Raw genomic sequence first — 18,451 nt, 5'->3', positions numbered from 1 at the left:
CGGATATTATTACAGCCAAATAAACTGCATCCGGATACCAGCTCGCCCGAAGACCTAATCCATCAGAATCTCACCGCGATTTCCCTTATCGCAACCGCCGCCGTCACGGAAGGAAATATGCTTTTCCCTGCCGCCAGGCGCGCCTTCCCGCCGCCAAGCGCGGCGCCTGCCAGGGCCGAGCGCTCACATACATTGCCAACTCCCGTCACGCTTTTTACAAACTCCGATTCCGAAGAACTGCCCTCTGCCGCGCCCAGCTCTTCGGATGTAAAGACTTTCCATGTAAGGCCCCAGTCCGCGGCCAGCGCAATAAGAGCTTTCTCTTCACGTTTCAGGTCAATGCTGGCAAGCATGCATATCGCCCGCCTGTCGATCCCGCTGCTCCTCAGAAGCTCCTCAGCCGCGTTTTTTGCGGCCTCCTCCGGTATATTGCGGCGGCAGCCCATTCCCAGGACGGCGGCCCTCGGAATCAGGCGCAGAAGGCCGCAGCCGTGCGTTATATCCCCATCCTCAAAAGGAAGAGCAAAACGGCTGCATGTAATGTAAATATTCCGACGGCGCCGCATTCCTTTATCAAGCGGCTCCGGTATCTCTCCCTCCACCATAAAATCACTGAAAAAACCCACCGGCTCCCCTCTCAGAACGGCGGCGGATATCTCCTTCGCCTCTTTCAGATCATCTATTGCCAGTCCGTTCTTTTTTGCAAAGAGATCCACTGCAAAAGCGTGATGCAGATCCGTAGCCGTTGTGATGACCGGCTGCGCTCCCAACACTTGTGCCGCCTCTGAGGCCAGCTCATTGGCCCCTCCCAGATGGCCCGATAGGAGGGAAACGGCAAATCTCCCCAGTTCGTCCACAACAACCACGGCCGGATCCCTGTCTTTCCCCTTTAAAAAAGGAGCAATGGAGCGTACCGCAATTCCCGCCGCCCCGATGAAAACGAGTCCGTCCTCCTCGTCAAAAGCCGTTTTCACAAACTCGCCCAGGGACCTCCCAAGTCCGTGTACCGAAAAAGCCCGGGACTCATACCCCAGGACTTTAAAGCCGTTATCAAGTCTTTCACCGGTGACGCCGCCCTGGCCGGTGAAGCTAATGATTGCAATCCTCATTCTGCTCCCCTCCTCCGGCCGGCACGCCTTTTCTGAACTCCGTGGTGAAAACGGGATCGTAAAGTTTGGACCGCTCGTAGGAGCTGTGGGCAATAACCTCGCCCACCAGGATCAGGGCAGTCTTTGTAATCTGTTCCCTGGCCGCCGTCTCCTTAAGCGTCCCAACGGTACAGCAAACCTTTTTCTCATCCGGCCAGGTTGCTTTATAGACAATAGCCGCCGGTGTTTCCTTCCCGTATCCGCCGCGCACCAGTTCCTCGGACAGAGGCCCCAGAAGGCCCGTGCTCAGGAATATCGCCATCGTCGTCCCGTGCGCGGCAAAGGATGCAATGCTCTCACGCTCCGGCACGGGCGTCCTGCCCGCCATCCTGGTGATAATCAGACTCTGCGACACTCCCGGAAGCGTGTATTCCAGATTCATTGCTGCCGCCGCCCCGCAGAAGGAGCTTACTCCCGGGCAGACATCATATGTAATTCCCAGCGCATCCAGCCGGTCCATCTGCTCCCGAACCGCCCCGTAGATGCTGGAATCCCCCGTGTGGAGCCTGACCGTTGTTCTGCCGCCGTCCTCCGCTTCTTTGATTCTGGCGATCACTTCCTCAAGCGTCATCCTGGCGCTGTCAAAAACAGTGCAGCCCTCTTTTCTGTACTCAAGAAGCTCCGGATTTACAAGTGAGCCCGCGTAGATTATCTGATCCGCCTTTCCAAGGAGTCTTGCCCCCCTCACCGTAATAAGGTCGGCTGCCCCTGAACCGGCTCCCACAAAATGTACCATCTGTTTTCCTCCGTATGAAGTGTTTTTGCTAAAGTGTATTCTTCTGTGATTTTTTATTTCCCGTCCCTCACGATTAACAGGGAATAGTATCCTGCCTCATCGGGAATCTCTTTTATACTGCCGTAAATCTTCTCGCTCTCCATCCCGCAGTTTTCTACCATTTTGACATCGCGGCCCTGCTTTTCAAGGAGGCGCTTTACTTCGGAAAGCTTCTTTCCAGACTTCATCAGCACCTTTACGCCCGGCTGCTCCAATGCATCCTCAATCTGATAGGATGCAGGAATAATATGAAGCTCCTCTTTCCCGTTCACCAGGGGAATGCCCATTCTGGCCGCCGCCGCGCAAAAAGAAGGGATTCCGTTAATCAGTTCCGTGTGGTACTGTTTCTCATCCAGTCTTTCCTTAATATATAGGCAGGTAGAGTAGACCGTCGTGTCTCCCAGCGTAATGAACGCCACATTCTCCCCCTGCCGGAGGCAGTCCTCTGTCCTTCTTACCGCCTCACTGTGGCTTTGTTCCAATAAATCTCTGTCTTTTGTCATCGGCATCGGAAGGCAGATGCACTTTTTTTCCGCCAGCTCCGGAACCGCCTGTACCGCTATCTTATATGCCACGCACTGATCCCTGTCTTTATGAGGAACGGCTAATGTGTCGCACTCCCTCAGTCTCTTTACCGCTTTAAGTGTCATGAGCTCCGGATCTCCGGGGCCGACTCCCACCGCGTACCATATTCCTGTCATCTTTTGTCCGCCTTTTCTATGTATTCCCATGCACTGCCTTTTTACATATTGCCACTTAAATGCACCGCCGGTTTTATTCATAAACAGTTATAATTATTCATCTGTTTTTCATTTCCCAGAGCCATTGCAAATTCTTTTGCCCCTGCCGTCATCGCAAGAATTCCAATTGTCCCGTTAAACAGAACGACCTCCGTGTGCACACGGTACCGGCTCTCCAGATTCTTCTTCACACGTTTGGCTGCAATCTCCATCACCGGCCTCAGCCATTTTTCACCGGCCAGATAATCCGCCGCCTCATCCGTCGTGTTCATTCCATAAAGATGACCGGCGCTATCTTCCGGCATGCCCGCCTCTGCAGCACAGTCTGCCAGAATTTCCATTCTTCTGTCGCCATATTTGGAATGGGTGTTCATGACGCCTCCCGCCACCTTAATCATCTTGCCGAGATGGCCTGCCAGAAGAACCTTTTCTACCTTTTCTTCTGCCATCATGCCGAAGGTATCACCGATAAAATTGCTGCATTTGACAAAGGAAGACATGTCAAGTTCCAGTTCTTCCCTTACAAAACGCTCCCCATAATTTCCCGGAGCCACTGCCAGAATTTTTCTTCCCTCAGCCACCCTGACCCTGATATCCAGCCGTATGGTTTCTGTCAAAGCCGCCTCACTCATCGGATTTACGATTCCCGTCGTTCCCAGTACAGAAAGCCCGCCGGTAATTCCCAGGTTGGGGTTAAACGTCTTCGCCGCCAGTTCCTTCCCCCCGGGAATGGAAATCTCAATGAGGAGCCCACCGTCCGACCGTCCCGGCAGCTGCCTTGCCTCATCGGCCGCCTCGAATATCATCATACGTGGCACCGGATTGATGGCATGGTATCCGACCGGACATGACAGTCCCTTTCTGGTCACCGTCCCCACGCCTTCCCCTCCCGTCAGATACAGTCCCGGATGCATGTCCGAACTGTAACAGGGAATTCCTGAAGGCCTCTCCCCGGTAAAACTTACCCGCGCATAGACAAACACGCCGTTCGTCACATCCGGATCATCGCCTGCGTCCTTCTTTACCGAGCAAAGCGCCCACTTTCCTTCCAAAAATTCAAAACCGGCGATCGGTATCGCAAGAGTCTGCCCTCCGGGAGTCAATACTTCCACCGCAGCCGCCCTGAACCCGGAGCAAAGAAGACGGACAGCAGCCCAGGCCGCCGCCGCCGCGCATGTTCCGGTTGTATAACCGCTCCTAAGTTCTTTTTCTTCCATCGTTCATTCGGCCTTTCCAAATCTGAATCGAAAAAATGATTTCGATATCCATTATATTGGATCAGGTGTTATCTTTCAATACTTCCTTTTTCATTTCCCGCTTGCGTTTGGTAATGAGTCCGCCGATCCGGCCGCTTTCTTTGGCCGTCAGGCTCCTCCATCCTCCGTTTATAACCTTGTCGGCCAGGCCCAGTTCGGTTGCAATTTCAAACTTCATCATATCCTCAGGCTTCAAATCCGCCGGGTCGAATTTATCTTTCTTTTTTGTTTCATTGCCCATAAAAAAAGCACACTCCTTTCCAAAATGTACTTAGAGTATGCCCTGTGTCTTCCTGTATATACAATTTTTAGAGATATTTCCAATATTTACCTGTTTGGAAAAATCCGGTTCCGTTGACAAGGTTATTTTTCAGAATATACTTAAAATATGTTCTCGTTCAAGTTTTTTACATTTTTCGACATATTTTTACCGACATTTTTTTCAAACATGGCCGCTATTTTGTTAAAATAGAAACGAGAATTTGTAACTAGGGGAGATTTAAATGGACATTGCAATTATAGAAGACTCTGGGCAGGAATTATCTTTGCTGGAACGTTATCTCCAGACATACCTGTCAAAACGCCAGGTGTACAGAACAATCGACACTTACACTAGCGGAAATGAATTTTTGGAAAACTGGCCCTCCAAATCTTACGATTTAATATTTCTGGACATCCTCATGGATGGCATTTCCGGTATCGAGGTAGCCAGAAAAATCCGCGAAACCGATTCGGAATGTCTTTTGATTTTCATCAGTTCCAGCAAAGAATACGCCCTCCAGGGATTCGAAGTACGCGCTTTTGATTATCTGCTGAAACCTCTGTCGGAAGAGCGGTTCCAGAGAACCATGGAGCTGTGCCACAATGAACTGGTTAAACATATCCGCTACATAGAGGTGAAGGAAAGCCGTACACTGGTCAAGATACCGTTGGGTGAAATCATCTACACTGATTATTATAATCACTATATTCAAATTCACACCTCTGTCAGACTGATCCGTTCTTACCAGCAATTTGATGTATTTTCACCGCTTCTGCTTTGTTATCCGCAGTTTCTGTGCTGTTACCGCAACTGTATTGTAAATATGGATCACGTCGCCTCCGTCGATAAACACGATTTCATCATGGAGAATGGGGAGCGTGTTCCCATCACCCGCGGCAGCCGGAATGCCATTTACCAGAAGTATGCAGATTACCAGTTTTTAAAAATAAACGGAGGCATATAAATGAATTTTTATTCATAAAAGCTGACACAGCTGTTCTTGTTACGGCGGCTGTGCCAGCTTTCAAAAGCTTATCTGTCCGTCTGTCTTTCAAGGCAGACGGCCTCTTTTTTATCATCTTTTCTCAATTCTTATCGGAAAATCTCACCTCGACCGTTCCTGCGGAACAGTCGATTTTTACAATTTTATCTGAACCGTTGTTGACCTTTGTGTCGTTGGAAAGACCGGAATAAACCGAATCACCGAGTAAAACGCTGCCAACCGCATTATCCAGATAGAAGTTATAATCTTTCTCACCTCCGGCAAGTTCAACCGTGGCTGCTCCGGCTTTCACCTCCGCCTCCATCTCACGCTCTACGTCCCCATATGCAGTAATGCTGCCGGCTTCCACTGAGAAGTCCGCTTTGCCCGCCTGAAAGCTTCCCAGCTGCAGCTCCCCTGCCTTGACACTTGCATCCAGCTCATCCGCATTCACATAGTCCGCTTTGATAAATGAAGCCTTTGCCTCCAGCTCTGCCTCACGGAATCGGTATCCCACGGGAATCTCAATGATTCCCTGCGTATATCCGCTATCCCCTGATGACCATGAGTATTTTCTGCTTGGCCAGGAATACTTGACAGACAGCTGACCCGGCTCGTCATCCGAATCTATGTCAATAATTGTATACGTATCATTTTTCATATAAACGTTGATCTCATCCGTCAGTTCCGGATTTTCTACTATCTTCACCGCTGAACGTTCAGCCTCCACTTCAAGCTTTGTGATACCTTTATAAGTTCCGGCCAGCTCCATCTCCTCTTTCGGGCAAATGTTCAGGTTGTCATAAGAATCACTGTCATAACCGCTGTCATCGTACCGTCCGGAGTCAATCGAATGGCTCCTGCTGTTCCGGTAGCGGCGGCTGTTAAGCCTTAGGGTATCTTCAATATGTTCCATCAGTCCGTCGTCAAAGTGCCGTTCAGCCCAGTTTCCCACTATGCCGTGCTCCTGTGTGGCATTCCCGACAACGGCCGCCAGAGCTGTGACTGCAGTACCTACAAGAAGCAGGACGATACCGGTGATCGCTATGCCTTTCATCCATTTTTTCATCTCTCATCCTCCTCTGTTATATGCCTGTCTTCCGGCCGGAATTCCCACTGTCCCGGTGCATGAGCTTTTCAACAAAATGAACAATTCCCATGACCGCCCATGGCAAAAACCTGCCGTAAAACAGCCAGGAACAGCAAAGAAGCAGACATCCCGCTCCTCCAAACACCAGCCCAAGGCCGATGCTCATCACTCCGCTCCAAAAACCGCCGAACAACTGCATGATTCCGGCAATCACCATAGCAACGCCGCCCAAAATACCTGCTATCGTCAGAATGGCAAGCACAAGAAGCACGGTGGCCAGTACAACTACAAAACCGGTTGCCGTCCCCGCGGCCCCAAATACTGCCGCTAATGCAAAAGGTCCAATGAAGAGAATTCCCAGAGCAATCAGAAGATATTTCCACCACTTACTGTCATTTGATGGATTACCCTGGCTTTTGCCGGCGTAACTGCCTTTTTCATAGTTTCCGTTTCCATCGGTCCCCCGGCCGCTTCCCTGACCATAGCCAGCCTGGCCGTAACTTCCCTGCCTGTAATTATTCCGGCCGCTGTTTGCGCGGTATCCCTGTTTATTTCCCGTACTGCCGCTGCCGGAGTGACAGTTTTTCTTCTGTTCTCCGTCCTGTCCGCCGTTATCCTGCTCCGCGGAACCGGCCGTTTTTCCGTCATTCACTGCCGGATAAGCCGAGGTCCTGAAACGCCGGTCATCGTATCCATTGTCAGTAAACTCACCCGCGCTTTCCATTCCTCCCAGGAGATCGGTCCGTATCACGGAGGCAATCCGCTCCGGACTTCCAAACTCTTCAAGCACCGCTTCTTCCTGTTCCGGTCCTGCCTCCTCCAGATAATCTCTATAATAATCTATTGCGTCTCTTTTGTCATCCTCCGGAATATCCTGGAGCAGATATTCCAACTGTCTTAAAAATTCTTCTTTTTTCATCTTCCTCATACCTCCCCCAGGATCTCTGATATTCTGCGTGAATAGATGCTCCACTCACTCTTATAGAGGTTCAACTGAGCACGGCCGTTCTCCGTAATCTTATAGTATCTTCTGTTTCTCCCATCAATAGCCATATCGTAAGTTTCCAGACACTCCTCTTTCTGAAGCCGTCTCAGCACCGGATATAAGGTGGATTCCGAAATTTCAATGGCCCGGCGGACATCCTGGGTGATTTTATACCCGTAAGTCCCCTGATTTTCTCTGGAAACAGCGGCCAAAACTACTGCATCCAAAAGTGCTGCTCCTGTGTTAAATACCATTCTCTCACTTCCTGTTCTGTAGATTTGTGTTGTGCAGTAACGATACGTGTTCCGTATCATTACCGGGTTATTTGCCGTCCTGTATGTTATAACGAGGGACGGAGGATGATTACTGCAATAATATTGTGAAAATTTTAATATTATTGTAAACTTAATATTATTTTATTTGTTATATTATTTCATTTTCTATATTATATATTGTATAGTATATTGGTATTATATGATATATAATATTGGTTGTCAACAATTATTTTATTTTTAGGGGGAAGATTTCGTTGAAATGGGTGGACGCCGACTTCAGGATGACGGACGGGCGGGGAAGTTGATGCTGAGGCTTCAGTCCCGGCGAAGGTTGCCGCCAGGGAGAATATCGATGGAACTGAAGCCTCCCCCAACATAAAAAGACGCCTGCCATTCCGGCAGACGTCCTTATCATTAATCTATTATCGCGATCCTGATTACTCAGCATCCTCCTGAGCAGCTACTGCATCGATATCAACATCAGCGATGTCTCCATCGTTGTACATCTCTGCCGGAGCTTCGAGAGCTTTTGTGCTGAGGCTGATCTTTCTGTCAGCTTCGTTGAAGTCTACAACTCTTGCTGTGATGATCTGGCCTGCAGATAATACGTCGGATGGTTTCTCAACGTGCTCTCTGGAAATCTGGGATACATGAAGCAGAGCATCTACGCCTGGCTCCAGCTCAACGAATGCGCCGAAATCAGTCATACGTGCTACTTTACCTTCTACAATGTTGCCTACTGCATATTTCTCTGCAGCGTTAGCCCACGGATTGGTCTCCGGGAACTTAAGGCTTAATGCAACCTTCTCGCCGTTGATGTCTTTGATCAGAGCCGTTACCTTATCGCCAACTTTGAAAACCTTCTTCGGGTTCTCAACTCTGCCCCAGGACATCTCGGAGATATGAAGTAAACCGTCGGCGCCGCCGAGGTCGATGAATGCACCGAAATCAGTTACATTCTTAACAACACCCTCAACTGTCTGTCCAACAGCGATCTTCTCAAATAATTCTTTCTGCATAGCAGCCTTCTTAGCAAGCAGAAGCTGTTTTCTGTCGCCGATGATTCTGCTTCTTCTGCCGTTCGGATTGAACTCTGTTACCACGAATTCGATCTCCTGGCCTGCATATTTGGATAAATCTTTGTCGTAAGTATCGGAAACCATGCTTGCAGGGATGAATACCCTTGTGCCTTCCACTTCAACAACAAGACCTTTTTCCATAACCTGTGTAACTTTCTCAGTCAGCACTTCTTTGTTCTCGAATGCTTCTTTCAGGCGTTTTAATCCCTTATCGGCAGCCAGTCTCTTGTAAGATAAAGCAGCCATTCCTTCGCCGTCGTTTACTTTGAGAACTTTTACTTCCAGTTCGTCCCCTACGGAAACTTTTGTTGTTAAATCCACGTTTGCTTCATTCGTGAATTCGCTTCTCGTAATAATACCTTCTGACTTACTTCCAGCGATACTGAGAATAATTTCATCTTCTTTTACGCCGATGACCTGACCGGTAACTGCCTCTCCTGCACGTAATCGCTTAATTGATGATTCTTCAAACATTTGTTCAAAACTTAATTCTGACATTAGTATGAACCTCCTCGATAATTTGATTCGGGGTTGATGCCCCTGCTGTAATACCTACGCTGCGCACAGAACCTGCCTTTTCAGGTTTGAAATCTTTCAGTGTCTGGATATAGTAAGTCTCCTTACATTCCCTTCGGCAAATCTCATACAACTTCTGAGTGTTAGAACTGTTTCTTCCTCCGATGACAATCATAACATCAACCTGTGAAGCTATCTGCCTTGCTTCCACTTGTCTTTCCTGTGTTGCATTGCAAATCGTATTTAAAACAAGTATATCATAACGCGTTTTAGAAATTTTTTCAACTAAATCTTGAAATTTATTGTAGTTAAATGTCGTCTGGGCAACAATACACAGCTTTTCGCCCTCTGTAATGTGTAATTTTTCAAATTCTTCAAGCGTCTGGATGACTAGAGTATCGTCATTTCCCCATCCTTTTATTCCCTCAACTTCCGGATGGCTGCCATTTCCCACGATGATGACGCGGCGGCCCGCCTCATTCTGCTCTTTTACAATCCGGTGTATTTTTTTTACAAAGGGGCAGGTGGCGTCGACAATCTCGATTCCTTTTTCCTCCAGGATGTCATAAATCTCTTTTCCGACACCATGGGAACGGATCACCACTACACCCTCGCTCAGCCCTCTCAGCTCGTCTTCCGTTTCGATGACTTTAACACCCTTCTCCTCCAGATCCCGGACCACTTCTTCGTTATGGATAATCGGGCCGAAAGTATAAATCGGCGTTTTGCCTTTTTCAATCTGTTCATAAACCTGATCCACAGCCCGCTTTACGCCAAAGCAGAAACCGGCTGTCTTTGCAACAATTACTTCCATATTATTCACTTTCTGCTCCAACCGTCAGTTTATAGCATGTTTGGATATTCATTCCCGCCAGATGTAAGCCTCACTTTATATTCCTGCACGCAGGGTAACTGCTAACAGCCGCAGCAGCCCTTGCTGCCCGCATCCTCCACCAGGCTCTCCATCTCATTAAGCACTTCTTCCAGTGTCATATTGGAGGAATCCAGAAGGACCGCGTCCTCCGCCTGTTCAAGCGGCGCAATTTCCCGGTGCATGTCACGGTAATCGCGATCAATGATATCCTTCTCAATCGCTTCCAGGTCGCAATCCACATTCTTCTCCTGCAGCTCCTTATAGCGGCGGAGCGCCCTGACCCGGCTGCCCGCGGTCAGATATACCTTCAGGTTGGCGTCCGGAAGCACGCATGTGCCGATGTCTCGGCCGTCCATCACCACGTCTTTTCTCTGCGCCAGTTTTCTCTGCAGTTCCAGCAGTTTCTTCCTGACTGGTGCATAGACTGATGTGGCGGACGCCATATTTCCTACCTCCTCGGTTCTGATAAGATCCGTGACATTCTCTCCATTCAGGATAAGCTGCTGAACCCCGTCTTTATATTCGAGGGAGATTTCCACTTCGCCGCAGGCTTCCTCAATCGCCCTGCCGTCTTCCTTATCAATTCCTTTTCTCAGAAAATACAGTGCCATTGCCCTGTACATGGCTCCTGTGTCCACATAGATATATCCAAGATTTTTTGCAAGCTGCCTTGCAACTGTGCTCTTGCCCGCTCCCGCAGGTCCGTCAATCGCTATATTAAACGGCATTTTTCATGTTCCTCCCTGATATTTAAGCTTTTATCTCTACTGCGCGCCTGCCGCGCTCCTGCCGGCAAGGAATCCGGTTGACCAGGCAATCTGAAGGTTATATCCTCCCGTCACCGCATCCAGATCCAAAACTTCACCGGCAAAATAAAGGTTCTTCGTCAATTTCGATTCCATCGTGGATGGATTCACCTCTTTTACGGTAATTCCGCCCTGGGTGATAATGGCCTCATTGAATCCCCGCAGCCCAGTGATGGTGAGTTTAAAATCCTTTGTGGCTTCCACAAGTCTTCTCCGCTCTTCCTTAGTAATCTCATTGACCTTCTTTTCAGGAGCAATGCCGCTCCTCTTTATCATAACAGGAATCAGTTTAGAGGGATAAAGATGGTTCAGCGCATTGCTGAACTGTTTGTTTTTCACCTCATCAAAATCCCTGAGGATTCTGGCATCCAGCTGCTCTCCGGAAAGAGCCGGTTTCAAGTCGATAGACAATGTGACCGTGTTTCCTTTCTCAAGCCGCTTTGCAACGTAGCTGCTGGCGCTTAAAAGCACCGGACCGGAAACGCCGAAATGCGTAAACATCATTTCTCCAAAGTCCCGGTAAAGCTCCTTTTTCCCGTCCCTCACCGTAATCTCTATGTTTTTGAGAGCCAGGCCCTGAAGCTCTTTCACCACATCCTCCGCAGTAATGAAAGGCACCAGGGCCGGGCTCATCTTTGTGACGCTGTGTCCCGCCTCCTTTGCAAGGCGGTATCCGTCTCCCGTGGAACCGGTGGTTGGGTAGGAAAGGCCTCCCGTCGCCACAATGACGGCCGAAGCGCTCTCCTTCTTACCGCTGCGTTCCAGAATCACTCCTTTTACGTCATCCCCCTCTATCCAGAGGCTCTTCACGCCTTCGTTTAAATGAATTTCCACGTCCAGGCTCTTAAGCTTTCCTGCAAGGGCGTTTATTACGTCTGAGGACTTGTCCGACACGGGAAAAACACGGCCTCCGCGTTCCGTCTTAAGAGGGCAGCCCGCTTCCTTAAGAAGATCCATGATGTCCGTGTTGGTAAAGCCGTAAAATGCACTGTACAAAAACCGCTTGTTCGTAACTACGCTTGAAAAAAGCTGCTCCAGATCGCAGTCGTTCGTCACATTACAGCGGCCTTTTCCGGTGATAAAAAGTTTCTTGCCCAGTTTCTCATTTTTCTCATATATAACGGCCTTTTTGCCGCATTCAGCGGCGGCGATGGCAGCCGCCATGCCTGCTGCCCCGCCGCCGATTATAATAATCTTATCCATCCTGTAATTTCATCCGGACTTTCGGTCCGCTCCTTTATGTGTTTACAGTAGAATACTATGAATCGCGCTCTTTTTCAACCTCTTTTATTTTTTGCTCCAGCGCTTCCACCACAGTTTTTAAGACTTTTACCCTGGCGTAGTACTTGGAATTACCCTCCACGATAGTCCACGGCGCATAGGTGGTGGAGGTACGCACCAGCATCTCGTTGACCGCGGCTTCATATTCATCCCACTTTTCCCTGTTTCTCCAGTCCTCGTCCGTAATCTTCCACTGCTTGGCCGGATCGTTCATCCTCTGGTTGAAACGGCGTTCCTGCTCTTCCTTGTCTATATGGAGCCAGAACTTCAGGACCACGGCGCCGAAGTTAGCCATATGGGCCTCCATTTCGTTGATCTCCTGGTATGCCCTGCGCCAGTCTTCCTCTTTACAGAAGCCCTCGATCCGTTCCACCATGACACGGCCGTACCAGGTGCGGTCAAAGATTGCAATGTGGCCCGCCTTCGGCATATTATTCCAAAAACGCCACAGATAGTGATGGACCTTTTCTATATCATTGGGTGCAGCCGTCGGGTTTACCTTGTATCCTCTCGGATCCAGATGGCTGGTCAGTCTCCTGATAGCTCCGCCCTTGCCCGCCGCATCCCAGCCCTCAAAGCCGATTACCACCGGAATTCTCAGACGGTAAATCTCACTGTGGAGATATTCAAGCCTCTTCTGCAGTTTGTCCGTCTCCGCTTTGTACTCGCTCTTATCCAGGGATTTCGTCAGATCGACGCCCGAGAGCACGCCATTTTTGAAACGGTCCTGGGGTGTGGGGGAGGCAGCCGCAGCGGCTATTTCCTTCTTCTCGGACTCCCGTCTGTTCACCTCATATTCCATGCGGTCGGCCACCGTAGCAAGAATCTTCATCGCCGCGTAATTCTTGTCTGTGGCTTCAATGATTGTCCATGGAGCGTAGCCGGTATCGGTCCGTTGAAGCATCTCCTCGTTCATCATCAGATATTTGTCATATTCCTTATTTCTCTTCCAGTCGCCGTCCGAAACGCGCCACTTTGTCTCTTTATTCGATGTCAGCTTTTCAAATCGCTTTTTCTGCTCCTTCTGTGAAATATAGAGGAACAGCTTGATAATCACACAGCCGCCTTCCGAAAGCTGTTTTTCGAAGGAGGTAATGTCGGCAAAGGCCCCGGGAAGCTCATCGCGCTTTGTCACCTTGTCAAAACGGTCCACGGTTACCTTATCGTACCAGCTCCTGTCAAAGATGGCAATACGGCCGTCCTCCGGCGTCTTGGTCCAGTAGCGCCACAGGAATGGGCGCATTCGCTCTTCCTCTCCCGGTTTCCTGCTGGCATACACATCAAAGCCCCTTGGATCGAAGGACTGGATCAGTCGGTTGATCTGTACGCCTTTTCCGGCGGCTCCTAATCCTTCAAACACAATCACCACCGGAATTTTCTCTGCCTTGCACTTTCTCTGCAGCAGGCCCAGGCGCTCTCCCAGCTCCTCGCTGACCTGTTTATAAGTCTCTTTGTCAACCGTTTTTTGCAGATCTACCTTTTCCAGCATATCTTCCCTCCGTTTCTAAGCCTCTTTGGGCTCACTCTGAGATGTTGCCACTGTCATTGCCTCGTGTTCCTTCTTTATTTCATGGTACAGATGTACCGAATCCCAATCCTTGTTCACGGGAGTCAGTATCGCTTTATAATTGATGCGGCCGATTCCCCTTTTGCGGAGTGATTTGATGAAAGCGTCCACCTGGGAAGACGTGAGGCCTGCAAGAAGCGCCATCTCATCCTCAAAACCTTCCGACGCCAAAGCGTCGTCCGAAGGACATGCGGCAGCAGTCAATTCTTCCATACCCTTCACTCCGGCGAGCGTTCCCAGAGGTTTCATATAATCCTCTTTGTCCACCTGCCTGATGCGAAAGCCCAGGGGCAGAAGCGCCTGTCTGATTTTCATCAGTCTGTCCTTGTCATTAAAGTTGTAAAGAAGCACTGTTTCTTTCATCCAATTTTCTCTCCTTTAAGAATTTCCTTTTTCAGAACAGAGTAAGCTGTTCGTACTGATAATTTTTCTTATATGAATGAATTATATCCGGCATTTTGTATAAAATACCAGCTTTCACGCATTCTTTCTCAAACAAGCTGTATAGGCTCCTCGCCTTTGGGCTGCTGCAAAAATATCGGTCACCGTATCGTTTTTCATACTGCTGCCTCAGATTCTCCCCCGGGAAAATCCGGTCGAGACTGCTGTAGAAATAATCTCTCTGGCGATCCCGAAGTGTCACGCCGAACATGGGATAAATGAATCTGGCTTTCGATTCCCTGGCAAGTTCAATCATGCCCAGTATGTTTTCCTTTGTGTCTTCCAGAAAAGGCAGCACCGGGGTCATCACGACTCCGGTGTAAAGACCGGCGTCGGCCAGCTCTTTGACCGCTTTAAAACGCTCCGACGAAGGGGGAACTCCCGGCTCCAGCTTTTTTGACAGTGTGTCATCGCAGGTCGTAATCGTTAGCATGCAGTTGACCGGGGACTGCTCGGCAATCACCTGGTAGAGCAGGATATCCCTCAGGATTCCCGTACTCTTTGTGAGCATGGATACGCCGAAGCCAAAAGCCCCTATCAATTCCAGGCTGTGCATCGTAAGCTCCATCTCTGCCTCATGGGGATTGTAAGGATCACTCATAGCTCCGGTACCTACCACGCCTTTCTTTACCTTGCGCCTTAAGTCGTCCCTGACAATGAGAAGGGCATTTTCCTTCGCCTTCACATTTTCAAAGTCATCCACATGGTAGCAGCTGCTCCTGCTGTCGCAATAGATGCAGCCGTGGCTGCAGCCGCGGTACAGATTCATATTGTAGTCGCTTCCAAACCAGGAGGTATCCTTATTCTTCGTCACTATCGTCTTTGCAGGAATCAGTTCCATTCATCCGTTCCTCTCTGGCCTCCCTTACAGGCGCTGCCGGTTTTGCAGGGCCCCTTGCCGGGACAGACTCCGTCTACTTTTTTAGCCCCTGCCATGCGCAGAAATTCCCTCATGGCCGCTGTAATATATTTTCCTTTTTTGCTGGCAAATACGACTCTCCGGCATGCCAGCGGATCACCAATCTTATAGTAAACCAGCTTCTCATTCTCAGGCAGGCAGCCGATAATGTCCGCCCGGATGAATACGGCGCCCACACCGTTGGAGGCGATATTCATGGACGTCAGGACCTGATCCATCTGGATTGCCACCTTGGGGGTGAATCCCGCATTTCTGCACATGTTAAAACTCCTCTGGTACATGTCGTTGCCCGGCTTCATTATAATGAAAGGAATGTCCTTAAACACTTCCAGCGGCACCGGATCATAGGAATCCGACAGGAACCGCTCCGTGACAACGTCCTGATAGGACAGACGGTAGGGCTGCAGCCTCTTATTGATGGGATAGGAGGCCGGTACCAGAAGGATAATCTCCTCATTTTTGAAAAAGAACCGTTCCACCGAAGAATCCTCATAGAGTGCCGTCTCAATGACCAGATCAAGCGACTCATCCTCAAGTCCTTCCTTCAGTTCCTTTACATTCCCCTCCAGAAGATCGATTGTCACATTGGGATACTTCTCCCTGAAGCGGCCTATCAGATCCGGAAAGACGAAGGAACAAAAGAAAGAAGCTCCCCCAATTGACAGGGACCCCGTGTTAAGCTCCCTTAAATCCTTGAAATAAGCCTGCAGATTTCTCTGGATAAACAGGATCTCTTCAATTGATTTAATATAATATGCGCCCTCTTTTGTGACTGTAAGCGGTATTGTGCTTCGGTCAAAAATGGGCGCACCTATCTCATTTTCTGCCTTCCGCACCATGTTGCTCAGCGCCGGCTGGCTGATAAATAATTTTTTCGCTGCTTTTGAAAAGCTTTTTTCCTGATAAACTGAATACACATATCTCATTTCATTCAGCAAGTAAATTCCTCCCGTCTTATATGTATATTGCGATAAAAAGCCTGTCATGAAAACATCCCATCATTGCCGGAAGATGAAACGCACGCGCTGCGCACAGCTCACCGTTATCAATGATATAGGGCTTACTTCATGAAGCCTTACATCATCAAAACAGAAATCCACTTCTGGCGGCGCCGGAAGCAGATTTCTGTTGGCTGGATAACGTATTATCCTGATGTATTTATTTTACCACTATTTTCCTTCCCAGGCAAATTACTTTTCCATTTTCTTATCGTAAATATCATATCTACTAATCTGCGTTTACTTTACCATCCCGCTGGAAGAAGCTTGAATGCACCCAGAATGGCATAAATAATGGTTCCGCTGTAAAGAAGTATTATGATTCCCTGAATGACCGGATTATACATCCATCCGCAGTTCCAGTCAGGCTCAATCTCACCTTTTTTTCTCGCCCCCTTGAGCATGAAGATTGGAAGAATCGCCATGATTGCGCCGGCAAATGTACCGGAGAAATAGATTGCATCCACAAAGCCCACAGCCCCGCTGAGAGTAAGTGCAAGCGGTATTCCCACAATCACGATTGTAATCGGCAGACGGATTTTTACGTCCTCATCCGAGTGGAATTTAAATTTGTCGACAATATTGGAAAGCAGCGTCTGGGAAATAGCCCAGTACGATGTAAGCATTGCAATCAGTGCAAAAATGTTGGCGATATAAAGCGCCCATAAGCCCAGGGAACGTCCCCATGCAATTGTCGCAACCTGTGTCAGATCCTCGGACGGTGTGATGTACATAACGCCCATCGGAACGATTATCAGGAGGATACAGACAATCAGCTGGCCGATGGCAATAGCCGGAGCCAGTTTTTTCGGATCGTGGGACAGACCCCTCGCCAGATCGGGTACAAGATACTGTCCAATATAGCTGAACGCCGCAACGTTAAAAATAGGAATCGCATAAGTCCAGTTGCTTGTAAAAATCCTTGACAGATCACCGTTTTTAGCAATCATGGAGGCCGCCGTCAGGACTACCAGCATAACAATCATACCTACGCTCATCAGCTTATTGCCGACGCCCATAGCCTTTAACCCAAACCAGGCAACTCCCGCCGCCGGAACCAGGAATATCAGGGTGCCGACCCAGTCCGGCACGCCCAGAAGCTCATTCATGATGTTTCCGCTGCCTGAAAAGTAAGCAATCATACAGCTTAAAGAATTAATTACCACGGCAACAAATATGAGAATGGAACCCGCAGGCCCCAGGTATCTCTCCGCCAGTCCTGGAAGCTGGACCAGCGTCCTCGTCCGGAGCGTTGTCTCCGCCACGTACATCATCGAAAACAGGGTCAGCACACCGGTGACGATAAACCAGAACACCAGGACCGGAAGTCCGGCCAGCCTGGCCGAATACGCTGTTCCCAGACAGCCCGATCCGATTCCGCAGCCTACAACCGAAAATACGACTTCCGCAGGTGTAAGTTTATGTATTTTTAACGCGCCTTCTTCATATTTCGGCTGCGTCTTTTCGTTTTTTTCATTTTCCCCCATTATGTTTTGCCCCCGTTCCTAGTATTTCTCAACTGCGTCCATGGAGAAGGTGTCTTCCTTGAAATCATTGAAATAAGGAATACGGCTTCTTACCTTCAGGACCTCATTCAGGTCAATCTCGCATACGAGCAGTTCTTCTTCCGTCTTCGAAGCTTCCGCCTGCACGACGCCGTCGGGACCGACAATTTTCGAGGTGCCGCAGCAATTGTCGTATACAGGGTTGGAACCCGCCATAAACATCAGGTTAAACAATGCGTTTCCAGCAAGATCCACGTCCCATCTGCGGGCTGCCGGGATGCTCCATACTGCGGAACAGAATACCAGCTCGGCCCCCTTGAGGGCTTCAATTCTCGATGGCTCCGGGAACTCCACGTCATAGCAGATCAGCATGCCGATCTTACCGAACTTAGTGTTGATTACAGGGAAGCTGTCTCCTTCACAGAATTTTAATTTTTCCGTGCCCCAGGCGTTTACTTTTCTCATATTTCCGATTACTTCGCCGTTGTCATCAATAAATATACATGAGTTATACATTTTTCCGGGTATATGTACGGATTCGGCATAGCCTGCAATAATGTGCATGCCTTTTGCCTTTGCGCATTTTCTCATCGTCTGTACAAATGGCCCGTCCACCGGCTCCGCCAGTCTCTGCAGTTCTTCCGATTCCAGGAAATATCCCGTGTAGGCAAGTTCCGGGAAGCAGATGATATCCACATCCTGTTCCGCCGCCTCGTCAATCATCTCCATCATCTTACGCAGATTTTCCTTTGTGTCGCCCTGGATTACCTTCATCTGGCCGAGAGCGATCTTAACTTTTCTGTCCTGTCCCATATTTCTTTTCTCCTTTTATATACTTACCTGCCCTACGATCCCCTTTTATATGAAGCTTTCCCCGTACCGTATGCAGTGTTTATACATTATAGTTTAAGGCGATAAATGGGGGTTTTCACCTGTTATACAGATTTTTCTA

General features: G+C 49.0%; 19 protein-coding genes. 1 reads left to right on the top strand and 18 read right to left on the bottom strand.

The window, feature by feature from the left end; genetic code table 11:
- Positions 1 to 62: 62 nt before the first annotated feature.
- From EJL91_RS01455 to EJL91_RS01435, 5 genes are all read right to left on the bottom strand, one after another.
- Positions 63 to 1,109, bottom strand: coding sequence for a cobalt-precorrin 5A hydrolase (locus EJL91_RS01455; RefSeq protein ID WP_125140189.1), 1,047 nt, complete (start codon positions 1,107 to 1,109; stop codon positions 63 to 65).
- The gene (cobM, locus tag EJL91_RS01450; protein WP_125140188.1) at positions 1,090 to 1,884 is read right to left on the bottom strand and encodes a precorrin-4 C(11)-methyltransferase; all 795 of its coding nucleotides are present in this window, start codon (positions 1,882 to 1,884) and stop codon (positions 1,090 to 1,092) included. Before cobM ends, EJL91_RS01455 begins: the two co-directional genes overlap by 20 nt.
- 53 nt (positions 1,885 to 1,937) lie before the next feature.
- Positions 1,938 to 2,624, bottom strand: a complete 687-nt coding sequence (cobI, locus tag EJL91_RS01445; RefSeq protein WP_125140187.1) for a precorrin-2 C(20)-methyltransferase — start codon at positions 2,622 to 2,624, stop codon at positions 1,938 to 1,940.
- Positions 2,625 to 2,701: 77 nt separating this feature from the next.
- Positions 2,702 to 3,880, bottom strand: a complete 1,179-nt coding sequence (cbiD, locus tag EJL91_RS01440; protein WP_125140186.1) for a cobalt-precorrin-5B (C(1))-methyltransferase CbiD — start codon at positions 3,878 to 3,880, stop codon at positions 2,702 to 2,704.
- Positions 3,881 to 3,941: 61 nt separating this feature from the next.
- Positions 3,942 to 4,160 (bottom strand): small, acid-soluble spore protein, alpha/beta type, encoded by a 219-nt coding sequence (locus EJL91_RS01435; protein WP_125140185.1) that lies wholly within the window; start codon positions 4,158 to 4,160, stop codon positions 3,942 to 3,944.
- Positions 4,161 to 4,422: 262 nt separating this feature from the next.
- Between EJL91_RS01435 and EJL91_RS01430 the strand changes: the two genes are divergently transcribed.
- Complete coding sequence (locus EJL91_RS01430) at positions 4,423 to 5,145, top strand: LytR/AlgR family response regulator transcription factor (protein WP_125140184.1); 723 nt, start codon at positions 4,423 to 4,425, stop codon at positions 5,143 to 5,145.
- A 121-nt stretch (positions 5,146 to 5,266) separates the two neighbouring features.
- Here EJL91_RS01430 and EJL91_RS01425 read toward each other — a convergent pair whose 3' ends face one another.
- From EJL91_RS01425 to EJL91_RS01365, 13 genes are all read right to left on the bottom strand, one after another.
- Positions 5,267 to 6,232: a hypothetical protein gene (locus EJL91_RS01425; RefSeq protein ID WP_125140183.1), complete on the bottom strand. Its 966-nt coding sequence runs from the start codon at positions 6,230 to 6,232 to the stop codon at positions 5,267 to 5,269.
- 16 nt (positions 6,233 to 6,248) lie between these two features.
- Entirely contained in the window at positions 6,249 to 7,172 is a 924-nt protein-coding gene (locus EJL91_RS01420) for an HAAS signaling domain-containing protein (protein WP_125140182.1), read from the bottom strand.
- 5 nt (positions 7,173 to 7,177) lie between these two features.
- Positions 7,178 to 7,492 (bottom strand): PadR family transcriptional regulator, encoded by a 315-nt coding sequence (locus tag EJL91_RS01415; protein WP_003506802.1) that lies wholly within the window; start codon positions 7,490 to 7,492, stop codon positions 7,178 to 7,180.
- 458 nt (positions 7,493 to 7,950) lie between these two features.
- Positions 7,951 to 9,090 (bottom strand): 30S ribosomal protein S1, encoded by a 1,140-nt coding sequence (gene rpsA, locus EJL91_RS01410; RefSeq protein WP_125140181.1) that lies wholly within the window; start codon positions 9,088 to 9,090, stop codon positions 7,951 to 7,953.
- Complete coding sequence (gene ispH / locus EJL91_RS01405; RefSeq protein ID WP_125140180.1) at positions 9,071 to 9,922, bottom strand: 4-hydroxy-3-methylbut-2-enyl diphosphate reductase; 852 nt, start codon at positions 9,920 to 9,922, stop codon at positions 9,071 to 9,073. The genes rpsA and ispH overlap by 20 nt, the downstream gene beginning before the upstream one ends.
- Positions 9,923 to 10,023: 101 nt before the next feature.
- Entirely contained in the window at positions 10,024 to 10,710 is a 687-nt protein-coding gene (gene cmk / locus EJL91_RS01400; RefSeq protein ID WP_125140179.1) for a (d)CMP kinase, read from the bottom strand.
- Positions 10,711 to 10,746: 36 nt separating this feature from the next.
- Positions 10,747 to 11,991, bottom strand: a complete 1,245-nt coding sequence (locus EJL91_RS01395) for a BaiN/RdsA family NAD(P)/FAD-dependent oxidoreductase (protein WP_125140178.1) — start codon at positions 11,989 to 11,991, stop codon at positions 10,747 to 10,749.
- A gap of 55 nt (positions 11,992 to 12,046) precedes the next feature.
- Positions 12,047 to 13,558: a polyphosphate:AMP phosphotransferase gene (gene pap / locus EJL91_RS01390; RefSeq protein WP_125140177.1), complete on the bottom strand. Its 1,512-nt coding sequence runs from the start codon at positions 13,556 to 13,558 to the stop codon at positions 12,047 to 12,049.
- Between the two features lie 15 nt (positions 13,559 to 13,573).
- Positions 13,574 to 13,999, bottom strand: coding sequence for a DUF3783 domain-containing protein (locus EJL91_RS01385; RefSeq protein WP_125140176.1), 426 nt, complete (start codon positions 13,997 to 13,999; stop codon positions 13,574 to 13,576).
- A gap of 31 nt (positions 14,000 to 14,030) precedes the next feature.
- Positions 14,031 to 14,918: an SPL family radical SAM protein gene (locus tag EJL91_RS01380; protein ID WP_125140175.1), complete on the bottom strand. Its 888-nt coding sequence runs from the start codon at positions 14,916 to 14,918 to the stop codon at positions 14,031 to 14,033.
- On the bottom strand, positions 14,909 to 15,934 hold the full coding sequence (locus EJL91_RS01375) for a LysR family transcriptional regulator (protein ID WP_125140174.1): 1,026 nt from the start codon (positions 15,932 to 15,934) through the stop codon (positions 14,909 to 14,911). The genes EJL91_RS01380 and EJL91_RS01375 overlap by 10 nt, the downstream gene beginning before the upstream one ends.
- A 305-nt stretch (positions 15,935 to 16,239) precedes the next feature.
- Positions 16,240 to 17,481: an aromatic amino acid transport family protein gene (locus EJL91_RS01370; protein ID WP_125140173.1), complete on the bottom strand. Its 1,242-nt coding sequence runs from the start codon at positions 17,479 to 17,481 to the stop codon at positions 16,240 to 16,242.
- 18 nt (positions 17,482 to 17,499) lie between these two features.
- Positions 17,500 to 18,312, bottom strand: a complete 813-nt coding sequence (locus EJL91_RS01365) for a nitrilase-related carbon-nitrogen hydrolase (protein WP_125140172.1) — start codon at positions 18,310 to 18,312, stop codon at positions 17,500 to 17,502.
- Positions 18,313 to 18,451: the final 139 nt, after the last annotated feature.

The organism is Clostridium transplantifaecale, from assembly GCF_900626075.1.
Classification (GTDB): Bacteria; Bacillota; Clostridia; order Lachnospirales; family Lachnospiraceae; genus Otoolea; species Otoolea transplantifaecalis.
This window is presented reverse-complemented; position numbering and strand designations above follow the sequence as displayed.